General features: G+C 53.6%; 12 protein-coding genes. 6 read left to right on the top strand and 6 right to left on the bottom strand.

Annotated elements, in window-relative coordinates:
* Window positions 1-169: 169 nt before the first annotated feature.
* The 3 genes from AC6I8R_RS03155 to AC6I8R_RS03145 are packed head-to-tail and all read right to left on the bottom strand — an operon-like array spanning window position 170 to window position 3,632.
* Entirely contained in the window at window positions 170-1,153 is a 984-nt protein-coding gene (locus AC6I8R_RS03155; RefSeq protein WP_036627489.1) for a nucleoside hydrolase, read from the bottom strand.
* An 8-nt stretch (window positions 1,154-1,161) separates the two neighbouring features.
* Window positions 1,162-2,184 carry a LacI family DNA-binding transcriptional regulator gene (locus AC6I8R_RS03150; protein ID WP_497831908.1) on the bottom strand — a complete coding sequence of 341 codons (1,023 nt, stop codon included), beginning with the start codon at window positions 2,182-2,184 and terminating at the stop codon, window positions 1,162-1,164.
* A gap of 53 nt (window positions 2,185-2,237) precedes the next feature.
* Window positions 2,238-3,632 carry an MFS transporter gene (locus tag AC6I8R_RS03145; RefSeq protein WP_415173086.1) on the bottom strand — a complete coding sequence of 465 codons (1,395 nt, stop codon included), beginning with the start codon at window positions 3,630-3,632 and terminating at the stop codon, window positions 2,238-2,240.
* Between the two features lie 583 nt (window positions 3,633-4,215).
* Here AC6I8R_RS03145 and AC6I8R_RS03140 point away from each other — a divergent pair.
* Window positions 4,216-4,770 (top strand): histidine phosphatase family protein, encoded by a 555-nt coding sequence (locus AC6I8R_RS03140; protein WP_497831907.1) that lies wholly within the window; start codon window positions 4,216-4,218, stop codon window positions 4,768-4,770.
* Here the strand turns inward: AC6I8R_RS03140 and AC6I8R_RS03135 are convergent.
* Window positions 4,763-5,713 carry a beta-propeller fold lactonase family protein gene (locus AC6I8R_RS03135; RefSeq protein ID WP_497831906.1) on the bottom strand — a complete coding sequence of 317 codons (951 nt, stop codon included), beginning with the start codon at window positions 5,711-5,713 and terminating at the stop codon, window positions 4,763-4,765. The two genes, AC6I8R_RS03140 and AC6I8R_RS03135, sit on opposite strands and share 8 nt — an antisense overlap.
* Before the next feature lie 401 nt (window positions 5,714-6,114).
* Here AC6I8R_RS03135 and AC6I8R_RS03130 point away from each other — a divergent pair, with 401 nt between their 5' ends.
* Window positions 6,115-7,134, top strand: coding sequence for a glycosyltransferase family 32 protein (locus AC6I8R_RS03130; RefSeq protein WP_497831905.1), 1,020 nt, complete (start codon window positions 6,115-6,117; stop codon window positions 7,132-7,134).
* On the opposite strand, the gene AC6I8R_RS03125 is transcribed toward AC6I8R_RS03130, so the two are convergent.
* On the bottom strand, window positions 7,108-8,031 hold the full coding sequence (locus tag AC6I8R_RS03125) for a LysR family transcriptional regulator (protein ID WP_415173082.1): 924 nt from the start codon (window positions 8,029-8,031) through the stop codon (window positions 7,108-7,110). The two genes, AC6I8R_RS03130 and AC6I8R_RS03125, sit on opposite strands and share 27 nt — an antisense overlap.
* 120 nt (window positions 8,032-8,151) lie before the next feature.
* Here AC6I8R_RS03125 and AC6I8R_RS03120 point away from each other — a divergent pair, with 120 nt between their 5' ends.
* The 4 genes from AC6I8R_RS03120 (at window position 8,152) to AC6I8R_RS03105 (ending at window position 13,571) form a co-directional block, all read left to right on the top strand.
* Window positions 8,152-8,541: a tautomerase family protein gene (locus AC6I8R_RS03120; RefSeq protein WP_021185799.1), complete on the top strand. Its 390-nt coding sequence runs from the start codon at window positions 8,152-8,154 to the stop codon at window positions 8,539-8,541.
* A 215-nt stretch (window positions 8,542-8,756) separates the two neighbouring features.
* Window positions 8,757-11,054, top strand: a complete 2,298-nt coding sequence (opgB, locus tag AC6I8R_RS03115; RefSeq protein ID WP_415173081.1) for a phosphatidylglycerol--membrane-oligosaccharide glycerophosphotransferase — start codon at window positions 8,757-8,759, stop codon at window positions 11,052-11,054.
* A gap of 292 nt (window positions 11,055-11,346) precedes the next feature.
* Window positions 11,347-12,948 (top strand): APC family permease, encoded by a 1,602-nt coding sequence (locus AC6I8R_RS03110; protein WP_021185797.1) that lies wholly within the window; start codon window positions 11,347-11,349, stop codon window positions 12,946-12,948.
* Between the two features lie 173 nt (window positions 12,949-13,121).
* A complete protein-coding gene (locus AC6I8R_RS03105; RefSeq protein WP_497831904.1) occupies window positions 13,122-13,571 on the top strand; it encodes a hypothetical protein in 450 nt (149 codons plus the stop codon).
* Here the strand turns inward: AC6I8R_RS03105 and AC6I8R_RS03100 are convergent.
* Window positions 13,568-14,278, bottom strand: coding sequence for a GNAT family N-acetyltransferase (locus tag AC6I8R_RS03100; protein WP_497831903.1), 711 nt, complete (start codon window positions 14,276-14,278; stop codon window positions 13,568-13,570). The two genes, AC6I8R_RS03105 and AC6I8R_RS03100, sit on opposite strands and share 4 nt — an antisense overlap.
* Between the last annotated feature and the right edge of the window lie 42 nt (window positions 14,279-14,320).

Genomic DNA, 14,320 nt, shown 5'->3' with positions numbered 1-14,320 from the left:
GTGAACGTTACCGTGCGAATGATTGCATCGGTTACTATTTTGTTAACTATTTGTATATAGCATGTCAGAAGGGCAGGCTGTGACGCGGAATTGTCAGCGAGTGCGTCCCAGTGTAAGGAAGCATGTCAGGTGAAATACGGTCATCGCCAGCGCGATGACCGGGCTTTTTTTAGTTGTTCAGGCCGTTAAATGCCTGCTCGATGATGTCCAGCAACAAGGGGTTATCGACGCTGTGCAAGACATGTACCAGCGCGCCGGCATCGTGTGGAATGCCCACATCCAGACGCAGCGGCGTGCGATAGCGCCAACTTTTACCCCGCGTGGCACCCGGCCGTAATTCCACATCGACATGATAATCCATGCCGTCGGCGACACGTTGATTCAACAGCCAGGCGACCACCAAAGCATCGTGGATCCAGCAGCCCGGCAAATGGCGGGTACGGATGGAGTAATCAATCCACGGTCGCAGCGTTTCCCGGACAAACTGGGTAAGTGTATGTTGATGGTGGGTAAGGCGGCTGAGATCCTGATGCGTCAGCAACGTTTGCGTGGTGACATCCATTGGCACCAGCGTCACCGTCGCCCCGCTGTGCAGCACCTGATGCGCCGCTTCCGGGTCGAGGCCAAAATTGGTGTCTTTGATATAATCGTCCAGCGCAAATACGCCACCCATGATGACAATCTCCGCCACCGCTTCCGCCATCTGCGGATAACGTTGCAGCGCCTGTGCCACATTGGTAAGTGGACCGATCGCCACCAGGGTAAACTCGCCCGGATTGTCACAAATCAGCTGGCCCATCACGCCTGCGGCATCATTGCCATCGGCTGGCAACAGCTGTGGCTGACGTACGCCGCGCCACAGTTCGGCCAGTTTTTTGTCCTCGACACCATCAAGGCGCGCGCGCCACGGTGCCGGGTCTTCGCGTAATGCCTGCTGGGCACCCTGCACCACCGGAATATTCAGGCCCAGTCGCTGCAACAGATCCTTCACCACCTGGGTTCCCACCGCACAAGGGGTATTACCGGTGACGGTGGTGATCAATTCCACTGACAAAGCAGGTGACGCCAGCGCTAAGGCTAAAGCCAACCCATCGTCGGTGTTTGCACCGGCAATGCCATTCCCCGGATCACAATCAATAATCAATCTTTTCATGGTGTTATTTATTTTCGGCTGGTTAGTTGGCAACCACAGGACTCACCGATCTCCAAATGGTGAGGAAATTCCGCCAGCTCCGCCTCGCCATTCCAGTTTTTCAGCATGGCAATTGCGCGCTGCGCCATTTCACGCAGCGGCTGGCGTACTGTTGTCAGCGTCGGCACATGAAAGGCCGACTGCTCAGTACCGTTAAAACAGACCAACGCAACATCGTGCGGCACGCGTAAGCCAGATTCAGCAAAGGCACGAATGCAGCCAATCGCCTGCCCTTCATTGCTGGCAAAAAGCGCACGCGGCACCCGGTTGCTGTTCATCATCCGCCATGCGGCATCGTAGCCGCCCTGTCGCGTATAACTGGCGGGGAAGATCAACGCCTCATCCACCTGCAAGCCATACTCGGCCTGCGCATCACGCCAGCCCTGAATACGATCCTGCGTATTCAACATTTCCAGTGGACCACTGATCATCCCAACCTGCTGATAACCGTGACTGAGCAGATGCGCTGTCACCTGACGTGCCGCTTCGCGTTCATTCACCCGCAGCATGCTGACGCCGGGTTGTGGCTCAACGCGATCGAGCATGACAAACGGTGTCCCGCTGGCTTTGATCACATCGATATAAGGGTGGCGATCGACGCTGTTATAAAACAGGCCGTCGACCTGACGATTCAGCAGTCCCTGAATCAACTCCAGCTCGCGCTGACGATCATCACCAGCATCGCCCAGTAACATGACGTGCCCGTGGTTTAGCGACTCCTGTAACAACAGATGCGCCATCGATGCGACAAACGGGTTGGCAATATTGGGCACAATCAAGCCAAAGGTTTTGGTGCTGCCCGATGCCAGCGCACGCGCCACGGCATTTGGCCGGTAGCCGGTTTGTTTGATCGCCTCCAGCACCCGCTGACGTGTGGCTTCTGCCACCGGGCGAGGTCCGTTGTTGATGACGTAACTCACCACCGCCACAGAGGTGCCTGCGGCTTTGGCGACGTCACTCCGCGTGACATTTCCGGACGACGATTTAGCCAATACTTTTACCTCGAATTCTGTTCCTGGCACCCAACCGTAGCGGCAGATGCACGTCAGATCGCATCATCCGGCAGATTGAGGTCACGCCCGCGCGTCTCCGGTGCCACAAAGGTGGTCAGAAACCCAATGGTTGCCATGGCGCTAAAGTAGACAGCAATCGCCCACCAGTGGCCGGTAAACGACAGCAGCGCCGCAGCCACCAATGGCGCAGTGCCTCCTGAAAGGATAGACCCCAGCTCTTTTGCCACCGCCATTTTGGTGTAACGATGCTTCACACCGAACAACTCAACGCCCCACGCCGCCTGTACACCAAAGATACCGAGTGACGCCAGCGCCATCCCCACCACCATCACCGGAATAACAATGGCCGGGTCACGGCTATCGAGCAGGTGGAACGCAGGCCAGGCGTAGAACATCAGCAACAGACAGAAACCACGGTAGGTAATGCGGCGGCCAAAGCGGTCAGAGAGCCAGCCGGCCAAAGGAATGATCAGGAAACCCAGAATCGAGGCGATAAACACCGCAGTGGTGGGCACCGATTTGTCCACCATCAGCACTTTCGCCACATAACCCACGATAAAACCTTGCGCCAGATACGATGGTCCATTTTCGCCAATACGCAGGCCAACCATGGTCCAGAAGGCACGGCTACGTTGCCAGAAGCTGCGGGTATCGGTGGGTGCGACATGGGTGGCGAGGCTCGCGTCACGTTCCGCTTTCAGCTCCGCCTGCTGGCGTTCGAATACCGGGGTTTCGCGCAGATGGCGACGAAGCCACAACGCCACCAGCGCAATCAGCACGCTACTGAGGAACGGAATGCGCCAGCCCCAGGCGAGCAGGCTTTGCTGGTCCATCTGCACCACCGCCAGCCAGACCAGTGACGCGATCAGCGTACCGCTGTTGGAACCGAGCGCAATCACCGACGAGACCAGGCCACGACGTTGCACCGGTGCATACTCGCCCAGCATCACCGTACCGCCAGACAACTCAGCCCCCGCCCCTAACCCCTGGGTAAAGCGCAACAGGACCAGGCAGGCGGGTGCCCACAAACCAATGCTGGCGTAGGAGGGGATTAAACCAATCAGCGTGGTAGAGGCACCCATCAAAATGATGGTGGTGATCATCACCACCTTGCGGCCTTTACGATCGCCAATCCAACCGAACAGGAGCGCGCCAATCGGACGGGCAATAAACCCAACCGACCAGGTGGCAAAACTGGAGAGCAGCGCCATCGTCGGACTGGCTTCGGGGAAGAATACATCGCCAAAAATGATGCCGGCAGCAAGGCCATAGAGCGCGAAATCCGCATACTCCATTGCCGTACCCAACCAGCAGGATAAGGTGGCGCGCCAGAAATCTTTGCGGCCAGAGGAAGTTTCGAGCCGCGCATCGGCGGCCGAAGAAGAAGACAGTGCGCGTTGTTGCGAAACGGAGTGATGTACCGTCATAACCATTTCCCTGATAGATGAGGATCGAGCAAACGCCCTTCCGTGGTCTGGTTCCCTTGCAACAAGCGGAACGCCCCGGTGGCGACGTTTAGTGGGCAAACCTGGATGCAAGGTCAATAAAGGATTCCCTGGTGTTGGAATTCTCTGATTTGCCAGACTTCGCCGATGTTTTTTTCACCGATCGCATTAACAAGGCAAATGTAACTTCGTCATCTCAAGGCCAACTTCGTCTTTGGCACCGTGAGCTATCACTGTGTAATCAGTCTATCTACGCGCGTAGATAAATCAAGTGATTTCAGTAAAAACAATTAATTTATCTTTACTATTTCTCAGGGATTATCGATAAAAATGGCGTCAATTCATGACATTACATGCAATGCGAGCGCGCAAAAAAACGTCAAAAATGCACCAGACTGACGATTTCTGCTTATCATTAGCAAAGTGGCGATTGAACCTGCATCGCACCACTTGTCGCATAATTCAGTTAAGTTTTGATGACAGATGAGAATTTGTCTGAAATCTTGCCACTCTCCCAGGTTGCCAACCGGCTGCATTACACTGGAGAAATTCATTGCGAGGCGTTATGACCATCATTCTTATGCGACATGGCAAACCCAACCATCCGGTGAGCGGGCGCTTTACGGCGCGAGCGCTGGCTGACTGGTGTGAAGGTTACGACCTGGCAGATATCTGTGATTCACCGCCACCTCGCAGCATGGCGATCGCTAGCCAGGCCAGTGTCATCGCCTCCAGCCCGTTGCCGCGTGCCCGATCCTCACTGACACGCCTGGGGCTACAGCCGCATGCAGTGGATGAAGTCTTCAGCGAAGTGGCAATGCCACTCTTGCCCTACGCAAGGCTACATTTGCCGCTCAATGTCTGGTTGGCGCTGCTGCGCCTGTTGTGGCTGTGTGGCTATTCCAGGCATGTGGAATCGGTGCAGCATGCGCGCCAGCGCGCCCAACAGGCTGCCGACAAACTGATTTTGCTATCAAACCGTGGCACCGTGCTGCTGGTTGGCCACGGCATTATGAACAAACTGATTGCACGCGAACTGCGCAAGCGCGGCTGGCAGGCAGAAAAACACGCCAGCAGCCGCCACTGGAGTAGCGCCATTTATCATCGCCCCTTTATTTGAGGGTGAAATAACTCAGCACCTCACAACCCGTCCCAACCTGCGGCGTGGCAACCACCTTCAACTGCGCCAAATCGATCACGCTCAACGACCCCGCGCCTTCATTGGCAATCAACAACGTGCGTTTGTCATCACTGAAACAGCCATCCATCGGTTTATCACCCACGGCGATATCACCCAGGGGATTGAGAAGATCGTCGAACAGCGTAATCACTGCCTCATGATCGCCAATCGCCACCAGACGCTCGCCGTCAGCGCTGAAACGAACGACCTGACAAGGTTGCTGATGACCCGCTAAACGTAACCGCTGGCGAATGCGATGACTCTGACGATCCACCACATAAAGTAAGGGGGCATCGGCCGCGCTGGCGACCAGATAAGGATGTTTTGGCGAGGCGGCGATACCGGCAATCGGTCCTGGCATCAGAATGGTGTCGATAACTCGCCCTTCAGCCTCACAAAGATCAACCACCGTAATGCTGGCATCTTCTTCGTTTTCAGTGAACAACTTGCGCCCACTGGGTGACAGTGCCAGCCGGTGGGCGTTATGTGACGGCAGGGGAATGGTTTTCTCCAGCCGATCGGTAAGCGGATCAATCACCGCCACGGCGGCGCTGTTTTCGCAGCAGAGATACACTTTACCGTCGCGCCCCAATTGCCCGCTGTGTGGCGCCTGCAAGGGCGTAACATCGATAAAACCACTGATCACCCGCTGACGCAGATTAATCACCGCAATTTTGTGGCCCGGATGGGGATTATCACCGTGGATACCATCACCATAAATCGGAACATAGGCTTTCTCCCACTGCGGCAGCATCAACAACTCATGTGGCCGGGGTGGAAAGGCATTCAGTTCCTGTTGCACTGCAAAAGTGTCCGGGTTGAGAAACAGCACGCGATTGCCCTGTTTATCGACTGCCAGTAATCCGCGGTTATCAGGCTGCATAGCGTCTCCTTTTTTAATAACGTCCTTTAAGCGTAGCTAACGCGGATCAGCGTGGGGTAGGCCAGTGAAAAATCCAGTACCGTTAACCCATCATTTGACTCACGTTTTTTAATCCTGCCCGCAGCAAACCACAGCGAAATTCTATTTTATTAGGAATAGTCTTATCTGCAATTAATTAAACGACTCCCGATTACCAAGCTTATTTAATGATAACTTTGACTTGAGTGGCTCATTCATTTTCCGGTTTATCTGAAAGATAAAGAAAATGATGGTCTCGCGCGCAGGAATGTTTTATTAAGCAAGGGTAGTCTTTTACACACAGCCGTGAGGAAACAAGAGCGCGCCCACGCGCCAGCATCAGGGAATCCCCAACCGCGATAATCACAATAATCAGGTGCACCATGACAAAAAAACGCCTCCAAACTGCCCGTATGCTGTGGCAAAGCTGGCAGAAAATTGCTTTTACCGGCCAGATGTTACTGCAAAAAAAGCAGCAAAATAGCCTTGTCGCTCCGGAATACGATCCGAGCGAAGAGGATGACGTGGTGTTGATTTCTGCCGAAAAAGAGTTGGCAGATATCCCTAAAATAGTCTGGATGTATTGGGACGATGAATATTTACCGAAATCAATGGCGTTAAATATTCAAAAAATCCGCCAGGATAATCCCGATCATCAGGTGCATTTGTTAAATCGTCAGACGGTAAAAGAAGTCTTGCCCGATTTTATCTTCACTTCACCAGAATTAACGCTGAAACAAAAAAGTGATGCCATTCGGTTGGAATTATTATTACGCTACGGTGGTATCGCCATTGATTGCAGCACCCTGCTGTTTGAAGATCTCGCCTGGGTACATTGTGTGCATCAGGAACGTCCTATGGATGTGATTGGTTTTTATTGCGAAGTCTCAACCATGAATTACCTGTCGCCGGTGATGGAAAACTGGTTTCTCGCCGCCAGCCCCAATAATCCTTTTATCCGCGAATGGCAAAAGCAGTACGCGCCGATTAAACATCTTGGGGCGCAACGTTTCTTCAGTGAATTGAATAAGCGCGATGATTTTACCCTGCTGGCGCAAAAAATTGCCGAGCCGGAGCAGCAACTTTGCTCCCTGGCGCAACAGGCGGCGATGCGTGAATATCGCCGGGCGAATATCTATCTGCGCAAGGGCGAAGCGAATGCCTACTTTTATCAACGCCTGAGCGGCTGGAATAGCGCGGCGTTTGCTAAATCGGTGTTATTTCAGCAGCGCCCGCACACCCCACCACCGGTGATTAAATTAAGCGGTAATGAACGTCGGCATCTCGACTTCAACCTGCGCCTTGGCAACTACAATCGCACCAGCCTGCTGGGACAAATGATGCAACCCCATGCACCGGTTGCGCTGGTGTCGCCCTCAGCCATCAACAAAGCGCGCGCGTAGCCAGTGAATAAAGGTGGTGACCGCCCGTGGCACCTGGGCCGCATAAGGGCGCACCACCCATAAACGATCGGCGAAGGCATCCACCGACTGCCATTGCGGTAAAACCCGTTGTAACGTACCCGCCGCCAGCGCCGCGCTGGCGCTGAAATCTGGCAGCATAGCAATGCCCACCCCCTGCAACGCCGCATCGCGAATCGATTCGCTATTGTTGGTGGCAAAATTCCCCTGGATTCTGACCAGCACCGTTTCGCTGGCGTCGTTCAGTTGACGGAAACGCCACTGTGGTGACTCCAGCCCGCGCGGATAGTACAGGCAATTATGCTGCTGCAATGCCTGTGGGGTTTGTGGTGTACCCTGCTCCGCCAGGTAAGCGGGGGACGCCACCAATAAGGTCTGGGTTTCACACAGCGGCAATGCGACATGCGTTTCCGGCAACTGCTGGCTGTGACGAATCGCTAAATCAAAGCCCTCACTGCCGAGCGAGACTAAGCGGTCAGTCACATCCAGTTGGATACGCACCTGCGGATATTCACGCAAAAAATCGCCGATGATCGGCACCAATTGCTGCCGGGCAAAGGCTACGGGAGCGCTGACACGAACCATGCCGCGTACCGGGCCCGCCTCATCACGCACGCTGAAAAAACTCTGCTCAATACGCGCAAAGGGATCTCGCAGCTCATCCACCAGCTTTTCTCCGGCAGATGTCAGGCGTACGCTGCGGGTGGTGCGTTGCACCAGCGCGACACCCGCCATCTCTTCCAGCTCTTTAATCTTTTGACTCATCGCCGCCTTACTGACATCCAGCCGTTCAGCCGCACGGGTAAAGCTCCCCAACTCAGCCAGCACGGTCAGCCAGTGCAGGTGCACCCAAAGTGCATCGGTTTTAATCTCTTTCATGATGATTGTTCAAAATAATAAATAATCATTTCAGGCAGCGCGCTTTTTCTTTGCAACGGTACACGGCAGCATAGCACCACATCCTACTCTTTCCATGTGCGCAAAAACGAGGGTTTATTTATGCCGTTACTGCAATTTGACGTGATTCAGGGCCGCTCTGAATCAGAATTACGTACTCTGCTGGATGCGGCTCATCGCGCCGTTCTGACTGCTTTTAAAGTCCCACCCCGCGATCGTTATCAGATTGTTCACGAAAACAAAAGATACCAGATGGTTTTTCAGGATACCGGCCTCGGTTTTGAGCGCAGTGACAATCTGGTGATGGTACGGGTCTACACCAGCCCGAGAAGTGAAGAACAGAAAACGCTCTTCATGGCAGAGTTAGCACGCGAGTTACAGGAAAACTGTGGCGTGCAGGGCAATGACCTGATGATCAGTTTTATTACCAATAATAAAGGTGACTGGAGCTTTGCCGATGGCGAAGCGCAGTACCTGACCGGCAAACTCTGATCCTCTTCTCTTCCCCCTTATCTGGCAGCGATGTTTGATTGCTGCCAGTGCAAACCATAGCCTGCCTAAACCCGCTTTAAACAAAGTCAAATCAGCCGCACAAATCTGACTGGTCGTGTTGCAGACATGTGACAGCCAATATAGATTGACGCAAAAACCCCCAAAGAGGGTGGTTACGCACGGATTGCGTATTCAATCAGCCTGAGGATCCGACCTTGTCCGAAGTATTATCGGTTGTACTTTTTTTAGCTGCGATTGCAGTCTATTCCCACAAAGCCGGACGTAATAAGTTCTGGTTTGGTGTGATTTTGCTTCTTCTTACCCTGTTCATCGTGCTCAACATCACGCTGTTTGCCAGCAACTATTTTACTGGCGACGGGATTAATGACGCGGTGCTCTATACCCTGACTAACAGCCTGACCGGTGCGGGTGTCAGCAAATACGTGGTGCCGGCGATCGGTATCATCATTGCCTTATTTCTCCTGTTCTGTCTGCTCACATGGCTGCTACGTCGTCGCAAACAGAAACACCATCTTGGCTGGAGCCTGCTGGCTATCGCCTGTGCTGCGGGTTCAGTGCAAACCACCCCGGCATTTCGTCAGGTGAAAGATTTAATTGCTTCCCATAATCGACTGGCGGATTCCGATTTCGAGACTTACTACAAGACGCCCAAATCGGTGATTAGCGAGCCAAAGCTCAATCTGGTCTATATCTATGGCGAAAGTCTGGAGCGAACCTACTTTAACGAAAAAACGTTCCCCGGCCTGGCGCCCGAGCTGAGTCGTGAAAAAGATCAAAGCCTGGATTTCAGCAACACCGAACAACTGCCCGGCACGGATTACACCATCGCCGGTATGGTCGGCTCACAATGCGGGATTCCGCTGTTTGCTCCGTTCCAGGACAATGCGTCGGCCGCACTGTCCAGCTTCTTCCCACAAAATATCTGTCTCGGCGATATCCTGAAGAATTCCGGCTACGAGAACTGGTTTATTCAGGGTGCCGACCTGCGCTTTGCCGGTAAAGACACCTTCCTGAAATCGCATGGTTTTGACCCGGCACATATGTACGGTGCGCAGGAACTGAAAGATCGCGTGGCTGACCCTGACTATCGCAACAACTGGGGTTATTACGATGATACCGTGATGGATGAAGTGTTTAAGAAGTATGAGGAACTGTCGCGGCAGCAGAAACGCTTTGCGCTCTTTACCCTCACCGTCGATACCCACCACCCGGACGGTTTTATTTCCCGTACCTGCCAACATAAAAGCTATAGCTATGATGGCAAACCAAATCAGTCATTCAGTGCGGTGGCCTGCTCCCAGGAACATGTGGCGCGACTGATTGAACGTATTAAAGCCTCGCCGTGGTTTAAAAACACCATCATTGTGGTGACGTCCGATCACCTGGCGATGAATAACACCGCGCATCAATATCTGATCCAGCAACCACGCCATGACCTGTTTATGGTGATCCGTGGCGATCAGCCTGAAGCGAAGGTGCTGGATGGCAAGCGCAGCACGCTGGATAACGGTGCCACCGTGTTGGATATTCTCGGTGGCGATAAAGCCATTGGCCTTGGCCGCAGCGGCCTTAGCTCCCCTTCGCTTTCCGCGCAGTTTGATAACATGACGCAGAAGGTGTTGACATGGAAACCGGATATCATCCAGCTGTGGAATTTCCCCAGCAAGCTCGATGCCTTCACCATCGACCAGCAGAAGAACACTTTCAGCTTCTCAGGTACCACCTTCAAGCTGCCGATTCTGTTCCGCGTGGGCGACAAACGCGTGGAACCGCTGCCGGAAGGTGAGTATTCCGCGCCGCTGCGTTATCAACTGGCAGACTTTACCGCTGCGGAGAAGTTCGTCTGGGTGGATCGCTGCTTTAAGATGGCGCGCCTGTGGCAGCCTGATCTGGCACTTTCCAGCGACCTCTGTCTCGCAATGGGGCAGATGGGCGGTCAGCCAACGGTTACGCGTATTGATAAACCGGTGTGGAAGGGAAAAGCGATCTTCCCGCTAACCACCCTCAGCGATGCGCAATATCAGCACAATGAGCAGCAGATCCGTATTGAAGACAACGCCATTCGCTATAGCGCTGACAGCTTTATGCTCAACGTGCCCGGTGCACCGCAAAGCGTGAAAAGCTTTACCGGTATTTCACGCCCGGAGCTGTGGGGACGCTGGTCCAACGCCAATCTGGCACCGGAAGTGAACATCGAATATGTCGATCCGCTGCCGGGAAGTTTTGATGTGGTGATCACCGCCCGTGCATTTGGCCCCAATGCGCATCGGCCAATTCCGGTTCGCGTTGGCGATCAGCAGCAGGAATTAACCTTGGGTGACGATGTATCGACCACCACGCTGCATTTCACCAATCCTGGCGGCAGCCATAATTTAATTATTGCCCCGCCGGAACCTCAGCTCTCCAATGTGGGAAATATCATCGGCCAGGACCCTCGTAAATTAGGTATTGGCATGGTGGATATTAAAATTATTCCACAACCGCAGGGTTAACGGGAATTATGTCATTCCTGTTGCAGGGATGACATAATGTTTCAACTACATGCATAATGTATATTTCGGATCATCGCGGTGCGTCCTGCACCGCGAATCCATAGGTTCAGATAGTTCCCGAATATATTGAATCCCCTATTTCCATGTCAGGCATTTACCTAAACCGCCCATTCTCCAGGTGATGCCAGAATATTTATTTCATCGCTAAACCTTCACGTCCGTAAAATATTACTGGCACGCAATATGCTTTATTCCCCTCTCACAACATCTAATAATCAGACAGGGGCATGTTATGGCGTCAAGTGGGCTAAAACAGAAATTAGGGCTGGTCGATCTGTCGTTACTTGGCATTGGATCGATGATTGGGTCGGGCTGGTTATATGCCGCACTCAACAGCTCCGGCTATGCGGGCAGCCATACTGGCTGGGCGTGGGTATTAGGAGCAGTGATCGTGCTGCTGATTGGCCTGGTGTATGCCGAGCTTTCATCGGCGCTGCCGCGCGCGGGCGGCTTTGTGCGCTATCCCAACTATTCACACGGCAATATCGTCGGTTTTGTTATTGGCGTGAGTTCACTGCTCGCCTACACCAGCACGGCCGGGGTGGAGGTTGAAGCCGTGCGTCAGTACGCCATTTATTGGTGGCCTGCGCTGGGACATGCTGATGGCAGCCCGACCGGACTGGGTTTTGCCGTGCAGATTGGGCTGCTGGTGGTGTTTTTCCTGCTTAACTACTGGAGCGTCAGTTTCTTTGGCCGCGTTAACACCATTGTCACCACCTTCAAATTTATCGTGCCGCTGCTGACCATTGTCACCCTGCTGCTCTACTTCCATGCGCCAAATCTTGAGGTGCCACCGGCACCTCCGGGTGGTGCTCATGGCGTGTTCAGTTCACTGACCGGCGCAGGGATCGTGTTTGCCTACCTCGGTTTTCGTCAGGCGGTGGATTTTGCCAGCGAAGCCAAAAACCCACAGCGCAACGTGCCGCTGGCGATTGGTATCGCTATCGCCGTCAGTTTCGTTATTTATCTGGCACTGCAATACGCCTTTATGGGTGCAGTGCCGACAGATTTACTGTCGCAACACGGCTGGGCTGGTCTGAAGCAGGTATTCCAGTCTCCCTATGCTGACCTGGCACGCAGCCTTGGTCTTACCTGGTTAATTAACCTGATCTTGATCGACGCCGTCATTTCACCGGCCGGGACCGGTAACATCTATCTGGCTGGGGCCGCACGCGTACTTTTCGCGTGGGCGCGCAACGGCCATCTGTTCAAGGTGTTTGGTGAAGTGGATGCGAAATCTGGTGTGCCTCGTGGCGCGTTGTGGCTGTCACTGCTACTGGCGATCGTCTGGACGCTGCCATCAGAGTTTCAGGTATGGGGTGGCTTGATTGGTGCAGTGACCTCCGCAACGGTGTTTACCTATATGCCCGGTCCAATTACCCTGGGCGCGTTCCGTAACCACTTGCCAGATATGCAGCGCCCGTTCCGTTTACCGATTGCCGCGATCCTCAGTCCTCTGGCCTTTGTTGCCAGTACTCTGCTGATCTACTGGAGTGGCTGGTCAGTGAATGAGATCCTCATCCCGATCCTGATCGTCGCCTGGATTGGCTATGCCATTTTTGGCAAGAAAAACAGCCAGTTCCGTCAGGATTTGCAGTGCGCATGGTGGCTACTGGCCTACTACATCGCCGTAATGGTGATTTCCATGCTCGGCACCTATGGCGGCAGCGGTGTGATTGGTGCGCCACTGGATATGATCCTCGCCATCGTTGCTTCACTGGTCTGCTACTTTTGGGGAGTAAAAGCCAGCCTGTCCGTGCCCGCCATCACCGATGAAGAGGATGAAACCCCAACTTCCGGCAAAAAAATTAGCGGTAAATACGCACATAATTAATCCCCCACCCGCCTGTGCCACGGCACAGGCGGCCTGCCCCTGAAAATCTCGTTACTCGTTGTCCTAATTGATTTTTTTCGAGATAGCGCGCAAAATACATACTGTCACATGGCGCAACTATCACATCCCAGATAGGTTTCTCCCCAGGAGAAAACCATTCAGGGAGAACAGGGATGATACTGACGATGATGAATACCCATAAAGCGTACAAATCGTTGCAGCAGGCAGGTGTGGACGAACGCCAGGCAGAAGTGCTGGTCGAGATCTTCGCCGAAATGCAGCAGGAACATTCACTGACTAAAGCCGATTTATCCCAGGCGATGGAAGGGGTGGTAAAAGGACAACAAGCGCTCCAGACACGCGTTGACCGCCTTGAAGATCGGGTTGACCAGTTTGAGAAGAACGTCAATCAGCGCTTTGCACAAGTTGATCAACGTTTCGACCAGGTTGATAAGCGCTTCGAAAAACTTGAAGCGCGTTTTGATCACACGGATTCCCGTATCAGTGGCATGAATCTCGACATTGTCGGGATGAAGAAAGAGCTGCAATGGCTGAAGCGGGTCATGATGGCAGCAACCTGCGCCATCGTGCTTGCCGCCAGCAAATATATCTTTCTCACTTAACCCTGACGCAGCGCTTCCAGTCGGTTGCGCTGCCTTCCCCCGGCGTCGAAGTTATCCGCTGACAACCAACGTTCAAAGCCCAGTTTCACCTGCGGCCATTCGCTATCAATAATCGAAAACCAGCAGGTATCACGGCTGCGGCCTTTATAGACAATGGCCTGACGGAAAATCCCTTCCAACTGGAACCCCAGTCGCAGTGCCGCATTACGTGATGGCTGATTGCAGCTGTCACATTTCCACTCGTAGCGGCGGTAGCCAAGTTGTTCGAAGGCATAGCGCATCAGGAGATAATGGGCCTCGGTTGCCATACGCGTTTGCTTTAAAAGCGGAGAAAACGCCACATGCCCAATCTCCATCACGCCATGCGTAGGTTCGATGCGCATCAACGCCAGCGTTCCGACAGCACGCCGACTTTCTTTATCAATCACCGCGAAATGCATGGGATCTGGCCCATTCTCAATCTGACGCGCATACGCCAGATAGGCCGCTTCATCCTTGAAGGGTTGCGCAAACATATAGGTCCAGTCCCGGCCATCTTCCGCCAGCGCATAGGCAGCATAGAGTTCGCGACCATGACGTTCCGCACTGAGCGGTTCGAGGAAGCAATAGTCGCCGGTAAAGGGGATAAATTCCGGTCGTGGACGCGGTTGCCAGTCAGGTAATGCAAACCCCACGGGTTGCCCCCAGGCATTGGTGTTCTGAGACATCGTGTTTCCCTGTCGTTGGATTGGGTAGAGGTAATTTGCCAC

It is taken from the genome of Pantoea sp. X-Soil-OKNW-713 (assembly GCF_059730685.1).
The sequence above is the reverse complement of the archived record's forward strand: the minus strand, read 5'-3'. Positions and strand labels throughout refer to the sequence as shown.